This is a genomic window from Endozoicomonas sp. (genome assembly GCF_051008435.1).
Taxonomy (GTDB): Bacteria; Pseudomonadota; Gammaproteobacteria; order Pseudomonadales; family Endozoicomonadaceae; genus Endozoicomonas_A.
In genome coordinates, this window is record NZ_JBPCXO010000423.1 from 1 (window position 1) to 13,729 (window position 13,729).

The window sequence follows — 13,729 nt, forward strand, 5'->3', positions numbered from 1 at the left end:
GAAGTTGTTTCTCTCGATCGATTGGAGTTCACAATCAATGATTGTGAAATACCGATCAACGTCGTCGTGCAAAGGCCGAAGCACTTTATGAGTAACGGAATACAACAATTTAGCCATTATCACCTCACCACTTGCGCTCAGACAAAGGCAATGACTTCAGGAACGCCTTCGGCATCCCTCCATCACGCTCCAGCTTGTTGAATCCCTGGTATAACCAGAACCTCATCACCGAAGCCCGATCACACTCCAATTTCTCAGCCTCGACCTGAGCGCGCTCCAGAATGTTTTGAGGCATTCGTATACAAAATTGCGTCAAGGACTGCGCCTGTCGCATACCATTTCCTCCAGACAATAAAAAACGCCACGCACACCACCAACCAGCGTTAGCCGGTCAAGGGTGAGACGTGGCGTCCTTTCCAACCTGTCGTCTGTTGCTGCCACCAATGGCAGAAACCGAAAGGCCAGTTTCAAATATGTTGGGTTGTCTCAATTGCCGTTGGAACCCAAAAGGGATCTACAACGAATAACAACCAAGATAGAAAAGTGTATCACTTTCCGTCAAGACAGAATGCTAAAAAATGCCTTTCTTTCTGTTTTCAATGCCTTCCATTTTTTTTGAGATGACCGACAAAACACGGACAAGCACCAGTGCTGAAAGAACTGCCACTAAGGTCAAGTAGCCAGGGTGATCACCATGAACTGAACCATTCTTATCAGGAAACACTTCAAAGATAATGACTCCGAAAACCGGCGCTGTAAAAAACATCAACACCTCATAAAGCCTGCTTGTTTTAGATAGTATGCACAGGGCTTTCCCCAAGAAAAAAATCAATGCAGGGTAGAAAAGAATCACCGCTAATAGTGTTTGACTGCTCATTGCTTTACGGGAGTTGATTGATAAGTGTTTGTGGCCGTGGCACCGCTGGCAATAGCTTCAAACCTGAGCGCATTCTTCCCCATCTGATGAAACCCTCTTTGAAAGTCTGTTTCAATAAACCTCACTAACTTCCAGGGTCTCTGTCCAAACATTTTCTCATGGGCAAAAGTCCGTGGAGCTGAATGTATCTTCAGACCTACTGCACCTGCTGAAAACAGAAGATCCGCACCACCATAGACCACATCCCCATAAGCACTGTCCAGACCTACCAGCCTCACAGCTCCTCTATAAGCCCATCGTGCAGGTCCAACACTATGACTGTCTTCATTGGCAAAGAACCCATAAATACCACTCCCGCCTTCATAAAGATTGGTTACACCATGAGCTATCATCGCAGCACCAATGGGTGTACCTATGCCTACCGTTCCTTTGATTAGCACAACACCACCAAGAACCTGAAAGCCACCTGCCACTGTACCAATCAAACTGGAGGCAAGCTGCCAACCTCGCTTCTCGATATAGTTACCCGCCCGGTTAATAGCCTCAACAATTTCTTGTTCAGCTTGTCGCGATATTTTTCTAATGCTTGAACGCAACTGATCACAATAAATATTCACTTCCATCATGAACTGCTGTCGGGCTGCCACGGAATCTTTGAACAATGTATGACCGACCATAGATGCTTTACTGCGAAGTCTGGCTATCGCTTCTTCCACCTGACTTATCATTGAGACTTCCTTCTCATTACTTGCAACGTGCTGTTTCCAGAAAAAACAGTACTACAGATCAACCAACGAAAACCACAACCGCCCTTTGTCTTTGCTTTTCTGTATTGCGTTCGTATCCCGTTTTGATACTATAACTATCGGAAACAAAGATTGCCGTTAGTTAAAAGGGATAACAAAAATGACCCTGAGCGTTGTCCAAAATCAGCACTTCATTCAACCGTTTAACAGTCTCAGCGAAGAAACATTAGCCAACCTCAATCACTCCATCAGTCCCAACACGCTGAAGGGTTATTTGAAAGACTTGGGGCTAACCCATGGATTCGATACCTTGGCTCCGAAGAACTCATACCGGCACTGGATTGAGAAAGAAGGCATCACCGGTCAGCTACCACACTCCCCTGATATCGTTGCTAACTACCTCTCATTTCTGGATTCGGAAGGCCTGAAACCCGCCACCCTGCAACGTCGCTTGCGAGCCATCAGCTGGCTGCACAAGACAAGAGGCTACGGACAATCCAACCCAGCCCAACATCAGCTGGTTACTGATACCCTCAAAGGACTGAAACGAAGAAGAGCTAGTGAAGGCAAGAGTAATGCCCCACAACAGAAAGCCCCCGCCAGAGCTGACGCTGTATCTTTGATGGCCGATCACTGCGATCAGGGAAATATTGCCGGTTTGCGGGATCGCGCCCTGCTTCTGGTTGGTTTTGCCGCCAGTCTGCGCCGCTCGGAACTAGTCGCCCTAGAAGCGAGCGATATTGTCATCACACCCAAAGGCGCTGACATTCATATTCGTAAATCCAAAGGGGACCAGGAAGGAATGGGAGCAACGGTATCTATTATCCGAGGCAAGGCGCATTGTCCGGTAAAAGCCTTGCTGGACTGGCTGGAAGCTGCAGGTATTCAAAATGGGCCTGTCTTCCGAAGAATTCGGCGAGGGGGATCGGTTGACCCTGAAAAAGCACTGACAGACCAAAGTGTGGCTCTGGTCATCAAACGCTATTGCAAGGCAGCAGGGTTAAACTCATCAGTCTATTCGGGACACAGCCTGCGAAGCGGGATGCTGACCAGTGCCGCCGAGAACGGCGCTGACCTGATTCCACTGGCGCAACACGCTCGCCACAAAGATCCGAAACAAACGCTGCACTACATTAACCAGGCGAACCGCTATAACAACAACCCGACTGAGGGATTGCTCTGAAGAGGGAGGGGCAGAAAAAGGAACGGGAGCAATCACGCTCCCTTGTTGAAACCAAGACGTCTCAACAGCCTTTTGAACAGGCGCTCTTTCGGCTTCTTTTTCTGGTAGGGAAAATCGGCAACCGCCCTGCCGAGATAGGCAGGGGGAGAAAAATGCGGTGACCGGTCTCCAGACTCTGGCCGTCGCAGATAGCCTACAAATTCTGGCTGATTCTCTTCTATCTCTTCTTCCTTTGCCTTTATGGCTGGACTTCTTATCAGGAAATCGGGGATATCCAGACCATCAACCTTTGAATTACTGGATCCACAACCCTGTGTGACTTCCTCCTTTCCTCTACCTTTTTGGCGAAGATGCAAGGGTTCCGTCAATTCCACAAGTCCCGTCAAAGCGTAATCCTGTTGCTTCTTCTTGAGCTTCAATGCCACACACCGATCATTCTCACTGTGCTTATCCAGCTCCTCGAGACTTTCTACCAAGTGAACCGACTCATTACACTGGTTACACAGCTTCACTTTGTCGTCACCAGCCTCAGTCAACTCCTCCCAACGCTTCGAGCACTTGAAGCTGAACCGGCTTTCAATCCCGGAGTCAGTATCCTTCTCTGCCATTTCGGAAAATACCCTTTTTATGTTTTATGTTTTATGAATTATGTTTTCCTAAGTATTCCCTGATGGCTTCACGGGCAATGGCCGACATGGAGCGATTATCAGCCCTGGCTCTCTTCCTGGCTTTCGCCAACGACTCAAGTTCATCGTAAAGACTAACCGGCAAGGCGATGGTCAGTCGCTCTATTGCTTCTTCTATCGACTGGGGCTTTCCATAAGGCTTATCCGCCAGGCTATCCGCCAATGCTTCAGCAACCTTTGGATCGACCTTCTTCTTGCTGGCCTGTTGTGATCTGGGCTTAACCATTGAACACCTCTTTGTATAAAGCGGTCAGCTCTTCAATGGCCAGCTTGTTGCTGGTCTCCAAAACCGATAGGCCTTCGCTCATCACATCTCGATAGATTTTTCGGTATCGACCAGAAGACTTCAGCGCAATGAACTCCGGGAATTCGCCTACATAAGATTTAAAGTCCCTGCGCTCATTCTCAATCACCTGGATATTGGTCGATGCCATGGTCTGGTAAACCAACACTCTCAATGAAGGGTTAAAATCCATCACTCTGACCACCTGCTCCTGTAATTCACCCAGGGTATCCAAATCCAGTTGGCTGCACTGGTGGGGAGCAATCATTAAGTCAGCCACTGTTGCAGCTGTGATCATTTCCCGGCTATTCCTGCCTGCCACATCCACCAAAACATGACTGTATTTGCCATCAAGGCTTTGCAACGTTTGGGAAAGGTTGTCGTATTTTTGCACCAGCGTAATCGCTGGCTGAGTACCTGACGCTTCTCTTTCAAGATTCCAACGTGACGCACTCCCCTGTCGATCCGCATCGACCAAGCAAACATCACCTCCATCTTTCGCTAACGACACTGCAAGGTTACAAGCCAGTGTTGTCTTGCCACTGCCTCCCTTGTTGCTGCCAAGCAATATGATCATCCTCAGTCCTTTTTATGCATTATGTTTTCATAATTATGTTTTATGTATTACGCACTGTAAACCCTGTCCCCTCTTCTATTGAATCTTCGCTCTGCTCCCTGTATTACGGTCACACCCTATGCAGCTATCGCAGCGCCTTTAAGCTTTTGATAATATGGTAAAAAATACGCTACAAACCACAAACTCCATCAATGAAAAAGTCTTTTAAAATGATGATATTTCAAATAAAAATGAGGTACACAAAAAAACCCGCACAGAGCGGGTTTCAGCAATATCTTTCACGTAGAAAAGATCAATCCTGAATCAATGGGAACTCCAAACCTACACTATCAACCAGCTGATTGAGTGGAATAAACCCAACAATTTCATCCTCAATACTCCAACCTAATTCAGTATCCCAATAATCAGAACCAATAAACCCCAATCCATTCTCATAAAGAACAGCTACCAGATAATACCCCGCCTTCATTGGGTTCCCGGTTTGCCAGACCAGTGAAGAATTAACCATATCGCATCCTCAAAAACACTCTCTGAATTTCTCGGCAACAGGCACTAATTCATCCCTGACGTATCGTTCATTATTGAGCCTCTGGTGTGCACCATCCCAAATGATGTCAATCAATCAAACAAAACGCATTAGAGTCCATAAGACCTTCGCAGTAGATCAGGAAAATATCACTGGTTCTGTCATGTTGTCTGACAGGAACACCCCTTACTCTTAAACGTCCAGGATAAAGGTGGGCGTGCATGAGTTGGTTTTGCTTGGCTGATATCGGATACCCAATATCAACATCCCGACCAATCAATGTACCTGCCTTGCCTGTTTCCTTGTACACCTTGAATGCTTTCGCGATCTGACTGATACGCACATCTCGATTTGCTGCTTCCTGCAAAACAGCAGACAGAAGAACTCTTACCATACTCAGATTTCTTTAAATTCTTCTTTTGATTTGGCGTCCTTTTTGACAGCTTCCCTAGCCTTCTGCAAGGTAACTTTAAGTGATTCCGCTTCACTCAGGCTAAGACCTGATCGACTTTTCCTTCCTGATGAATCTTGCTGGACTGCTTTCATAATCAATTACTCTTTGACGGGGACTAACGGTTTGATCAAGAACTCTAACACAGAGTTTGTAACGCTAAAGACAAGCCACCTCAACCAAAAGCCACTCGTTGTTGATCTGATCTCAACATCTGGACAATCTTCTGAGGCTCTTTTGCCAGTAGATTAAGCAACACGCGAGCAGATCCACTGGGCTTTCTGTCCCCACGCTCCCAGTGTCGGAGAGTTGGTAGTTTAACCCCAACCGCCTGAGCAAACTCTTCCTGAGTCATATCCAGACTGGCACGAATATCTTTCACATCTAGAGGGGTAATCTCGTGAACAATAGCCCCGGCCTTGTTGCCCCGGGTAAAAGCTACAGCCTCATCCAGCCCCTGCATGATGTCATCAAATACCTGGTTCATATTATTTTCTCCCATTCACTTACCAGAACATTGGTCAATTTCTTCATCTGATTGCATTGAGCTTTAGTCAGGTTGTCCTGTTCGCCTTTGCCATACACCGTCAAGAGAAACAACGGAATATTAAGGTCTCGATGAAAGTAGATCACCCGGACTCCGCCACTTTTCCCGGTTCCTTCACGCCTCCAGCGAAGCTTACGAACACCTCCGGTTTCCCTGATCAACACCCCTGCTTTTGAGTTCTCGGCCAAATGACTGATGATGTCCCTTTGTTCCTGGTCACTCAGCAGGCTCTCAGCCCGTTTCCGATAGAGGGGCAATTCCACCACTGTCTGCATTAGAGTGTAATCCTTTGGATTAGTTTCAGCAAAGTATACCTAAGTCTCAGAAAAGCCCAACCTCACACGAATCGACCTTGATCTAATGAAGGACACAAACTCTTACTTGAATCTTTGAATGGATTGTATGTAATGTATGTATAATACAACATACATTACATACAAATAATACAAAAGAGCATACATATGGGTATCACCAGAGACGACATCATCCAAGCGGCAGAAGCTTTAGAACGAGACGGAGAGAAGGCCACAATGGCAAGCGTCCGTGAATTTCTTGGTGGCGGCAGTTTCGCTACCATCAGTCCTGTGCTGAGAGAATGGAAAGAAAGTCGCAAGACCACAACCGCAGTTGCCCTTGAGATGCCAGGGGAGCTGAAAACAGTGGCCGAACGTATGGAAACTGAGTTCTGGCAGACAGCCTCCAAACTGGCCAACGAAAAGTTAGTGACCGTTCAGGCTGAATCTGAAGCCACTGTCAGCGCCGCAGAAGACGAAAGAGACGAAGCCTTACAAGATATCGTCCGGCTGGAAAAAGAACTTTCAGTGGCCGCAGAAAGCCGACAGAACGCAGAAAGTGAGAAGATGGCCGCACACGAACAAACCAGCATTCTGAAAGCCGACCTTATCCGTCTGCAGGAACAACTAGCCTCCAGCAAAACCGAAGCCGGACAGCTGCGTGAAGAGCTCAGGCGCATGACCACAGAGAAAGATCGTCAAGCCGACGAAGCCTCCCGATTGCTTGGCCTCAACAGTGAGCTGAAACAACAGGTCAAGGACTGTCAAAAACAGGGAGAACAGTTGCGCCAACAACTCAACCAGGAAACCCTGAAGGCCACAAACCTTGAAAACAATATGCAGCACCTCATCGGTGAGAAAGAAATCCTCACAAAAAGCAACAGCAGCCAAGTTGCCGAACTCCTCAAGCTCAAGACGACTACATCAGGACTGGAAGCCCGAATAGACGACCGAAACATCAAGATCAACCAACTGGAAAAAAACAACAGCCAGCTCCAGGAAGACAGCAGACAGGCCGTCACCCTAAAAGCCGAACTGGAAGCCAGCAAGTCCAGAATCAAAGAACTATCAGAGGAAACCGGAGAGCTGAAGCAAGAGAACAAAGCGTTACACAAACAGACAGGGGAGCTAGAGGGGCAGTTGAGTGCTATGGAAAAACAGAGACTGGACAACATGGAACACAAATCAAAAAACAAATAACTACCCTATCGTCCGTAGAAAGTTCTCAAGGTCAACTCCTGAAACCACGGCCAGCCTTGTTTAGACCATGGCTGGCCACCTTGCTCAGCTCTTCTCCAGCCTCGCCAAAATCTCACTCTTGCGCCAAAAAGCTCTTGACCCCAGCTTCACCGCATCAGGCAACACGCCACTCTCTACGGCACGATACACACTGGTGCGCGACTTCAGGCCAGTCAGCGCCATGACCTCATGAATTTCCAACAAGCACTCATCCTCCAGCTGGAGCAACCAGGCCAAGCGGGACAACTCCCCCACCAGGCTCTCAAGTTGAACAGCCAACGCCTTCCGGTAGTTTCGATCCTTCCAACTACGTTTCACAGCGCCTGCCTCCAGCCGATCACAACGCCATTCAAGCGCTCCGCTTCAGCAACAGCGATCTGAAAAGAAACAGCGGAAAGCTCAATACACTCACGAACAGAACAGGCAGAAAGACGGGCAGTGTCACCATTGAGAACGGCAATGCGGTAAACCATGGTAAGGCTCCTTTGAGAGTTTGGAGCCTCCACTCGACAGACCAATGTCAAAACGGGAGGCCGGATTGTCAGGATTGGTCTTACCGGCCTCAAAGGATACCGGTGCACCCGAAGATGCTCCCAACAACCCGACCATAAACGGGCAGGTATGCGGTACAGGTACAAAAAAACCGCTGAACGCGGCTTGTACGCCTTTGAGATAGCCGGAGACCAATCCGGGCTTCAGATTTTGCTGAAGCAGTGAACAGAATACCTTTAAAAAACGACAACGGTCAACACGTGCTCAGACGCATATTAAAGCGATCTGACCAATGATTTGGGGAAGACCTACCAAGAGATCAGAAAGCAGAAAAAAGCCAATAGATGGCTTTAGAAGGCGGGAGAGAACTAGTCTACAACCAAAGCGACCACAGACAACAGGAAACAAAGAGAAAAAAACTACGCGGCGCATTACCATTGTGCCCCACTCAGCAACATACGCGCCTTGTTTCCGACCCGCTGTCTTGGCCTCGCTCGCTACGCTCGGTCACCCAAGCCATCGCACCGGGCTAGTGCTGTACTGGAAAAGCAATGGAACTGGATTCTAGCAAATGCAATACGCACGTATCCCACCATGTCACCCGTAAAAACGGGCTGTTACCTGATGTACACCGTATGGCACACTTTTTAGTCCAAAAAAAGATGCGTGTACTGGTTGTAAATAGTTCTCCTGCCAACTCCGCTGACACGCGCTACAGCAGCCTTCGTGACTTTCTTGCCTTGCGCTGTAAGCAGGCCAATGGCATCAATGATCTTGCTTTCCGTGGCGCTTCTCTGGAGTTCGTTGGTACGCCTCGCAGACAGCCTCTGCTTCTTTTTCAAATCCAATGGCAACTGGCTGGAAGCAAAGTCACCAGACATCACGCCTCGCCGAATCACCCTCCCTTCAGGCCAGTAGTTTTTCCAAACCCACTTGCCAACGCTCTTGGCCGTAGACTTGATCTCACTGTAAGGCAGGGGTTCTGGGAAAGTATTGTTATTCTCCGCATGTTCCAGCACCAGATTCATCCATGCCTGGTAACGGGTTCCCTGCTCACGATGCCAGGAGATATGGTCGTAAGCCCAGTAGCGCAGCCGGTTAAACAGAGCACAGTTTCGGCTTAGGCCATGGTATTCATCATTAGCCGCCTGTTTTCGAGTCCATCGCTTACGAACCAGGTCTACTGAATCAGCCAGATCTCCCAGCGAATACACATGTCTGTGCAACTCCCACACATGCCAGTCATCATGATATGGGTTCTTGGTAATGAAGTTGGTGTAACAGGCATCAGCCTTCAGAGCCTGTGTGTAGGCTTCCTGAACGGCAGAAGCATAAGCGATTGGCTTGGGATTGCCTGCCTCACTGGTACAGACTGACTCAATGGCGTAGGAAACATGAGCCCGTCGGTTATCCAGGTTACGTACAATCAAGTTCGGTTCTGGCAGCCTGACCTTTTCCCACATCAAGATATGCTCATGATCCTGATCAAACGTGAGCCAGTGACACATGGCAGGCGGATTGTGTTGCACATAACGTCGGCTGAAGGCGGAGTCCTTACTCCGTATAACCAGGCCATAATTCAAGTCGTTGGTGCAATAGGGTTTTTTTGGAGCAAGCTGATAGAAGCGATCTACCGGATCGAGGAGCTCAAGTTGCTCTGCTTGTGAGCTATTGGAATTTAACACTTGACCAACCATTTCATATTCCTTCTTGATTTGGCTGGCCGTGATCGTTATCTTAATCAGAGCTAGCCGCCTCCGCAAAGTCGAGCTTGCATCCCGAAAGGTCAGTGCTGCACACACTGGCCTTTCCTCGTTTAAGCGTCCGCTAATTAACGTATCCTATTTTTCCTTCCGAAAGAAACTTGTTTCACAAACTGGTACACTCGCCTTACACAATAGGCATCAGGTTGTACGCCATGAAAAACAATAAAAATAGAAAATATTTATCGCTGGTTTTGGGTGCTGTTTCAGTACTGGCTTTATCGGGGTGTGCCACTTTTGAAAACCCTTTTGCTCCACCAAAACGACAGATTCAGGACAATGCACTTTATTCTTCAAACAACCCTAACGGCGTCATCAATGTCGATCAGAACCTAGAATACCTCGGCATGGTGCCAGTCTCAGAGTGGGAAAGATACGCCAACAATACCGGCGGGTCGTACCAGTACAGAGACTCCTACATCTTCGCCTCAAAAGATGATGACAATGTCATCGACAAATCCGTCACCATAAACTTGTGGACTATTGGTTCAGGTTACTGGATACCAGGTTTTGAAAAAGATGGATTCGTTCAAATTGATAAATACATTCGCGGCAACCAAAGATTTGATACTGGAGTCTTTCACACCACTATAACAAGAGACGACGACGTTTCTATGTATCTCGAGGACAGTAATTATCTATTGCCATCCTGCATGGTCTTCAAGAGCTATCAAAAAGTATTTTCACCAGGAAGAAACGCCAAAAATAAAATGACCATTTCTTACGGGGAGCCCATTCTTTGCGAAAAAACCATCATGTTTCTACCTGAAAACAAGAATACTGAACGCACTCAAGCCTTTCTGAAAGCATTCAACAAGAAGGCCGACTCGTCTTTCCAAACCGTAAGTTTTAACTGAGAGCGTTTAATAAATCCTGTCAGTTCGTCCTAAGAAAGCAAACCTTTAACATGGCTACCGTAGTCTCCAACACCATAGCTGGCAGGTTCCCACATCCAGTTATTGACGGCTTGAGGTTGGCTACTAGGTGCTGTAGCCACACGAGAACCAGAATCTCTATTACCTGGAGTAAATGCGGCTACGGCATTTGAGCGCCTGTTTTTAGATGGGTCGATGCCATAACGGCTTTTTGCATAATCAGCTTGCACTGCATAATCAACAGCATTAATAGCAGTGTTTGTTAATAAACCAGCAGGCCCAAAACTTTTAGCCACTGCTCCTACTGGCGCTAATCCGGTTCTCTGACTTTGTACTTCATTGTACCCCCGCTCTTCGTTGGGTGTCATTCCAAAAGTGGACACCTTGCCATAAGCATCTACGGGGCCTTCTGCTCCAACAATGCTACCAACGGTTCTTGCACCAGCTACATCCAATGCAGTTTGTGCACCTCGCTTTTGCCCAACATTGGCAGCTTTTTCTCTGCTTCTATGGCCAGGCCCAGACCAGCCAATCTCACCTAACTCCGTCACGCCTGGACTCGTTAATCCAAGGCTGTTTGCTATTCCTCCAAACGCACCCAACGCTGAAGATCGACGCCCAGCACCTACCGTTGATCCCGGTCCACGTCCTTCCCGGCCGCCAGAACCGGAAACACCACCATTACCACCCCTTCCCATGCCTGAAGGCGAATTTCCTTGACCAGTACCCTCTGAGGCATCACCCGCTCCAGCTCTGCCTGCGGGCCCATCTCCCCGGCCTCTACCTCCGCTAGAAGAACCATTTCCTTCGCCACGCCCACCAATACCAGACGGACCATTACCACGACCAGCACCTTCAGATGCACTACCTCCGCCTGCCCGTCCTCCGGGACCGTCACCAAATGCCATAGCTTTCACCTCAGTAGAAAACGTACTCTAAGGAATTTCACTGGCAGCACTTCACCAACACTGCAGAATTTTTAAGGTGAATCACAAATAACAACACTTTTATCTTGGCAGATTCCAACACCAGTACAGGATGTTTTGCCATCAGCTTTTCAAGCTGTTTCTGCTTAATCAGCTGCCGATACTCATGCTGACCATCAAAGCTCCAGGACTCCGGACAACGTTGCACCAGAAAGAGGATTTGTGACCTGACATCACCGTGTCTGGAAAATTCAAATAATTGATTCTTTTCCTCTAATGTTGAGCTCAACATTTCCTGTCTCCCTTTTGCCATCGCCCAACCCAAGGCTTTGTGCTCCAGCTGTTTTTTCATCAGAGTCGAGTAGCCGATCCCCAACCCTTGAGCAATCTGTTTTTTTGAACAGCCTTCCAAAGCCAGTTGCTTTGCTCTCAAACGCACATCAGTCGTGACCTTGAAGGGAGGTCGACCGTTCTTTTTCATGTTTCGGATTCCCCCTTTTTTAAGTGGTCTAATAATTCTACAAACGTCCACTGACGAGACCATTTACCGAGGCTAGAATGGGTTTTGAATCTACTCTTGGAAACTTAAATTTCCCACCCGTGAAAACTTCGCCGATGAATTACGCTGGAGGCTTTGCAAATAGCCATGTCAGATACCCTAATCCGGCATTTACCCGACTTCAAAGACTCGTTTGAGTTCTTCGAGCTATACGACATTAGCCAACCAAGTTTCACCACTTACCGAAAGGCCTTGAAGTACTTCGGCCAGTGGCTCGACGAACGACACTTAGCCGGCGACCTGCCATTGTCTCCAGAAACAATCAAAGACTACCTCTTTGACCTGGTGAACCAGAAACTCAAACCCAGCACCATCAACCAGCGCAGAATGGCTATCACCTGGCTCCACCGCATGAACGGCTACACCGACGAAACCAACCCAATGTACCATCCCTCATTGAGACGCATCAGCAAGCAGGTCAGGCAAGTCCGGGCAAGCCGTGACCTGTCCAACAAGCCTGAACAGAAAGAACCGATTCGTATCAGTGACTTGAAAAAGCTCTGCCGTAAATGCCCAACCGACACCTTACACGGACTGCGCAACCGAGCACTGCTCCTGATCGGTTTCGCCACTGGCCTTCGTCGCAGTGAGCTGGTTAACCTGGACGTGAAAGACATCAAGGCCATACCCAACACCCATACTGCAGAAGTATTCATCACCAAGTCCAAGCGTGACCAGCTGGCAAAAGGCCAGACTGTCATCATTGACGCCCCCGGCAATCGCCACTGTCCTGTTGCTGCCGTTAATGCCTGGCGGGAGGCTGCCCAGATCACTACCGGAAAACTGTTCCGACGCATACGGGGAAAGCTGGCCGTCCAGGAGTGTGCTATCCAGCCTGACAGTGCCGCCGACATCATCAAGGCTTACTGCAAGAAGGCAGGACTTAACCCAAAGCTTTATTCAGGCCACTCGCTACGACGTGGCGTATTGATCTCAGCGATTGAAAAGGGATGCTCTCTGAACGACGTAAAGCGCCATGCCCGACATAGCCAAGCCAGCACCACAGAACATTACCTGGGCGATGCGGTATCCACTCGAAATGTGACCAAAGGGCTGTTCAAATGAGACAGCGAGCCATGATCCCTTCGTGTCCATTTGATTTATACCCGATATGGCAGAACCCCAACCGCTCATAATAACATGAGAGTTTCTTAAAAACGGTTGGCTTATCTTGTGAAAACTGTTCAAACATCGCTCGTGATTGCCAGTAACCACTATCAGTTACATCTTTAAACTGCAAAGGAAACGGCTTTAATACCATCAATCCAACTAACTGTCCTGCAAAGAGATCAACAACACCTTCTACCAAACGTCCTACAAGACCTTTTCCCCGATAATTAGGCGAGATTGAAATCCAGTCAAGAATGATGATGTTGACGGCCTCTGGCGGCAATCTTGGAAACGCCTTCGCAAGGTAAGGCTTGAGACTCAATGAATCTTCTGTTTCATTGTACAACGCTTGATAGAAATCAAGCGTTGTCGCCTTCTGATTAAACAAGTCGAATGCCGTATAGCCATGCTCCAGTCCCGAATAAACATCTATGAGAAAGAATTGTGCCCGTCCGGCAGTGACTACAGAGAAGTTGTTTCTCTCGATCGATTGGAGTTCACAATCAATGATTGTGAAATACCGATCAACGTCGTCGTGCAAAGGCCGAAGCACTTTATGAGTAACGGAATACAACAATTTAGCCATTATCACCTCA

At 48.0% G+C, this 13,729-nt stretch carries 22 protein-coding genes; 4 read left to right on the forward strand and 18 right to left on the reverse strand.

Annotated features, from left to right (window positions below; genetic code table 11):
- Positions 1-124: 124 nt before the first annotated feature.
- The 3 genes from ACR2PX_RS21260 to ACR2PX_RS21270 all read right to left on the reverse strand — a co-directional run bounded on the left by ACR2PX_RS21260 (position 125) and on the right by ACR2PX_RS21270 (position 1,605).
- The gene (locus ACR2PX_RS21260) at positions 125-295 is read right to left on the reverse strand and encodes a hypothetical protein (protein ID WP_434001362.1); all 171 of its coding nucleotides are present in this window, start codon (positions 293-295) and stop codon (positions 125-127) included.
- A gap of 276 nt (positions 296-571) precedes the next feature.
- Positions 572-877: a hypothetical protein gene (locus ACR2PX_RS21265; RefSeq protein WP_434001363.1), complete on the reverse strand. Its 306-nt coding sequence runs from the start codon at positions 875-877 to the stop codon at positions 572-574.
- Positions 874-1,605 carry a DUF4225 domain-containing protein gene (locus ACR2PX_RS21270; RefSeq protein ID WP_434001364.1) on the reverse strand — a complete coding sequence of 244 codons (732 nt, stop codon included), beginning with the start codon at positions 1,603-1,605 and terminating at the stop codon, positions 874-876. Before ACR2PX_RS21270 ends, ACR2PX_RS21265 begins: the two co-directional genes overlap by 4 nt.
- A 178-nt stretch (positions 1,606-1,783) precedes the next feature.
- On the opposite strand from ACR2PX_RS21270, the gene ACR2PX_RS21275 reads away from it, so the two are divergent.
- Complete coding sequence (locus tag ACR2PX_RS21275) at positions 1,784-2,806, forward strand: site-specific integrase (RefSeq protein WP_434001365.1); 1,023 nt, start codon at positions 1,784-1,786, stop codon at positions 2,804-2,806.
- A gap of 32 nt (positions 2,807-2,838) precedes the next feature.
- Here ACR2PX_RS21275 and ACR2PX_RS21280 read toward each other — a convergent pair whose 3' ends face one another.
- The 8 genes from ACR2PX_RS21280 to ACR2PX_RS21315 form a co-directional block, all read right to left on the reverse strand.
- The gene (locus ACR2PX_RS21280; RefSeq protein WP_434001366.1) at positions 2,839-3,414 is read right to left on the reverse strand and encodes a hypothetical protein; all 576 of its coding nucleotides are present in this window, start codon (positions 3,412-3,414) and stop codon (positions 2,839-2,841) included.
- A gap of 31 nt (positions 3,415-3,445) precedes the next feature.
- Positions 3,446-3,718 (reverse strand): CopG family ribbon-helix-helix protein, encoded by a 273-nt coding sequence (locus ACR2PX_RS21285; protein WP_434001367.1) that lies wholly within the window; start codon positions 3,716-3,718, stop codon positions 3,446-3,448.
- Complete coding sequence (locus tag ACR2PX_RS21290; RefSeq protein WP_434001368.1) at positions 3,711-4,352, reverse strand: division plane positioning ATPase MipZ; 642 nt, start codon at positions 4,350-4,352, stop codon at positions 3,711-3,713. The genes ACR2PX_RS21285 and ACR2PX_RS21290 overlap by 8 nt, the downstream gene beginning before the upstream one ends.
- Positions 4,353-4,644: 292 nt before the next feature.
- A complete protein-coding gene (locus ACR2PX_RS21295) occupies positions 4,645-4,860 on the reverse strand; it encodes a hypothetical protein (protein ID WP_434001369.1) in 216 nt (71 codons plus the stop codon).
- 106 nt (positions 4,861-4,966) lie between these two features.
- Positions 4,967-5,272, reverse strand: a complete 306-nt coding sequence (locus tag ACR2PX_RS21300; protein WP_434001370.1) for a type II toxin-antitoxin system YafO family toxin — start codon at positions 5,270-5,272, stop codon at positions 4,967-4,969.
- Between the two features lie 2 nt (positions 5,273-5,274).
- A complete protein-coding gene (locus ACR2PX_RS21305) occupies positions 5,275-5,424 on the reverse strand; it encodes a hypothetical protein (RefSeq protein WP_434001371.1) in 150 nt (49 codons plus the stop codon).
- Between the two features lie 80 nt (positions 5,425-5,504).
- On the reverse strand, positions 5,505-5,816 hold the full coding sequence (nadS, locus tag ACR2PX_RS21310; RefSeq protein WP_434001372.1) for a NadS family protein: 312 nt from the start codon (positions 5,814-5,816) through the stop codon (positions 5,505-5,507).
- Positions 5,813-6,151, reverse strand: coding sequence for a type II toxin-antitoxin system RelE/ParE family toxin (locus ACR2PX_RS21315; protein WP_434001373.1), 339 nt, complete (start codon positions 6,149-6,151; stop codon positions 5,813-5,815). Before ACR2PX_RS21315 ends, nadS begins: the two co-directional genes overlap by 4 nt.
- 186 nt (positions 6,152-6,337) lie before the next feature.
- Between ACR2PX_RS21315 and ACR2PX_RS21320 the strand changes: the two genes are divergently transcribed.
- Positions 6,338-7,369: a DNA-binding protein gene (locus ACR2PX_RS21320; protein ID WP_434001374.1), complete on the forward strand. Its 1,032-nt coding sequence runs from the start codon at positions 6,338-6,340 to the stop codon at positions 7,367-7,369.
- Between the two features lie 84 nt (positions 7,370-7,453).
- On the opposite strand, the gene ACR2PX_RS21325 is transcribed toward ACR2PX_RS21320, so the two are convergent.
- From ACR2PX_RS21325 to ACR2PX_RS21340, 4 genes are all read right to left on the reverse strand, one after another.
- The gene (locus tag ACR2PX_RS21325) at positions 7,454-7,726 is read right to left on the reverse strand and encodes a helix-turn-helix transcriptional regulator (protein ID WP_434001375.1); all 273 of its coding nucleotides are present in this window, start codon (positions 7,724-7,726) and stop codon (positions 7,454-7,456) included.
- A complete protein-coding gene (locus tag ACR2PX_RS21330) occupies positions 7,723-7,881 on the reverse strand; it encodes a hypothetical protein (RefSeq protein WP_434001376.1) in 159 nt (52 codons plus the stop codon). The genes ACR2PX_RS21325 and ACR2PX_RS21330 overlap by 4 nt, the downstream gene beginning before the upstream one ends.
- Entirely contained in the window at positions 7,850-8,095 is a 246-nt protein-coding gene (locus tag ACR2PX_RS21335; RefSeq protein ID WP_434001377.1) for an ash family protein, read from the reverse strand. Before ACR2PX_RS21335 ends, ACR2PX_RS21330 begins: the two co-directional genes overlap by 32 nt.
- 452 nt (positions 8,096-8,547) lie before the next feature.
- The gene (locus tag ACR2PX_RS21340; RefSeq protein WP_434001378.1) at positions 8,548-9,597 is read right to left on the reverse strand and encodes a replication initiation protein; all 1,050 of its coding nucleotides are present in this window, start codon (positions 9,595-9,597) and stop codon (positions 8,548-8,550) included.
- A 221-nt stretch (positions 9,598-9,818) separates the two neighbouring features.
- Here ACR2PX_RS21340 and ACR2PX_RS21345 point away from each other — a divergent pair, with 221 nt between their 5' ends.
- Positions 9,819-10,520 carry a hypothetical protein gene (locus tag ACR2PX_RS21345; RefSeq protein WP_434001379.1) on the forward strand — a complete coding sequence of 234 codons (702 nt, stop codon included), beginning with the start codon at positions 9,819-9,821 and terminating at the stop codon, positions 10,518-10,520.
- A gap of 29 nt (positions 10,521-10,549) precedes the next feature.
- Here ACR2PX_RS21345 and ACR2PX_RS21350 read toward each other — a convergent pair whose 3' ends face one another.
- A complete protein-coding gene (locus ACR2PX_RS21350; protein WP_434001380.1) occupies positions 10,550-11,446 on the reverse strand; it encodes a hypothetical protein in 897 nt (298 codons plus the stop codon).
- 37 nt (positions 11,447-11,483) lie between these two features.
- The gene (locus ACR2PX_RS21355; RefSeq protein WP_434001381.1) at positions 11,484-11,945 is read right to left on the reverse strand and encodes a hypothetical protein; all 462 of its coding nucleotides are present in this window, start codon (positions 11,943-11,945) and stop codon (positions 11,484-11,486) included.
- A 165-nt stretch (positions 11,946-12,110) separates the two neighbouring features.
- Between ACR2PX_RS21355 and ACR2PX_RS21360 the strand changes: the two genes are divergently transcribed.
- Entirely contained in the window at positions 12,111-13,088 is a 978-nt protein-coding gene (locus ACR2PX_RS21360; protein WP_434001382.1) for a tyrosine-type recombinase/integrase, read from the forward strand.
- On the opposite strand, the gene ACR2PX_RS21365 is transcribed toward ACR2PX_RS21360, so the two are convergent.
- On the reverse strand, positions 13,081-13,729 hold a 649-nt coding region (locus ACR2PX_RS21365), incomplete at its 5' end, for a hypothetical protein (protein ID WP_434001383.1). The two genes, ACR2PX_RS21360 and ACR2PX_RS21365, sit on opposite strands and share 8 nt — an antisense overlap.

Bases quoted from the DNA above. Each gene is read 5' to 3' on its own strand.
- ACR2PX_RS21330 (WP_434001376.1), bottom strand. From the start codon at position 7,881: ATGGTTTACCGCATTGCCGTTCTCAATGGTGACACTGCCCGTCTTTCT.
- ACR2PX_RS21300 (WP_434001370.1), bottom strand. From the start codon at position 5,272: ATGGTAAGAGTTCTTCTGTCTGCTGTTTTGCAGGAAGCAGCAAATCGA.
- ACR2PX_RS21320 (WP_434001374.1), top strand. From the start codon at position 6,338: ATGGGTATCACCAGAGACGACATCATCCAAGCGGCAGAAGCTTTAGAA.
- ACR2PX_RS21285 (WP_434001367.1), bottom strand. From the start codon at position 3,718: ATGGTTAAGCCCAGATCACAACAGGCCAGCAAGAAGAAGGTCGATCCA.
- ACR2PX_RS21290 (WP_434001368.1), bottom strand. From the start codon at position 4,352: ATGATCATATTGCTTGGCAGCAACAAGGGAGGCAGTGGCAAGACAACA.
- ACR2PX_RS21260 (WP_434001362.1), bottom strand. From the start codon at position 295: ATGCCTCAAAACATTCTGGAGCGCGCTCAGGTCGAGGCTGAGAAATTG.
- ACR2PX_RS21295 (WP_434001369.1), bottom strand. From the start codon at position 4,860: ATGGTTAATTCTTCACTGGTCTGGCAAACCGGGAACCCAATGAAGGCG.
- ACR2PX_RS21340 (WP_434001378.1), bottom strand. From the start codon at position 9,597: ATGGTTGGTCAAGTGTTAAATTCCAATAGCTCACAAGCAGAGCAACTT.
- ACR2PX_RS21360 (WP_434001382.1), top strand. From the start codon at position 12,111: ATGTCAGATACCCTAATCCGGCATTTACCCGACTTCAAAGACTCGTTT.
- ACR2PX_RS21265 (WP_434001363.1), bottom strand. From the start codon at position 877: ATGAGCAGTCAAACACTATTAGCGGTGATTCTTTTCTACCCTGCATTG.
- ACR2PX_RS21350 (WP_434001380.1), bottom strand. From the start codon at position 11,446: ATGGCATTTGGTGACGGTCCCGGAGGACGGGCAGGCGGAGGTAGTGCA.
- ACR2PX_RS21275 (WP_434001365.1), top strand. From the start codon at position 1,784: ATGACCCTGAGCGTTGTCCAAAATCAGCACTTCATTCAACCGTTTAAC.
- ACR2PX_RS21305 (WP_434001371.1), bottom strand. From the start codon at position 5,424: ATGAAAGCAGTCCAGCAAGATTCATCAGGAAGGAAAAGTCGATCAGGT.
- ACR2PX_RS21280 (WP_434001366.1), bottom strand. From the start codon at position 3,414: ATGGCAGAGAAGGATACTGACTCCGGGATTGAAAGCCGGTTCAGCTTC.
- ACR2PX_RS21270 (WP_434001364.1), bottom strand. From the start codon at position 1,605: ATGATAAGTCAGGTGGAAGAAGCGATAGCCAGACTTCGCAGTAAAGCA.
- ACR2PX_RS21355 (WP_434001381.1), bottom strand. From the start codon at position 11,945: ATGAAAAAGAACGGTCGACCTCCCTTCAAGGTCACGACTGATGTGCGT.
- ACR2PX_RS21315 (WP_434001373.1), bottom strand. From the start codon at position 6,151: ATGCAGACAGTGGTGGAATTGCCCCTCTATCGGAAACGGGCTGAGAGC.
- nadS (WP_434001372.1), bottom strand. From the start codon at position 5,816: ATGAACCAGGTATTTGATGACATCATGCAGGGGCTGGATGAGGCTGTA.
- ACR2PX_RS21345 (WP_434001379.1), top strand. From the start codon at position 9,819: ATGAAAAACAATAAAAATAGAAAATATTTATCGCTGGTTTTGGGTGCT.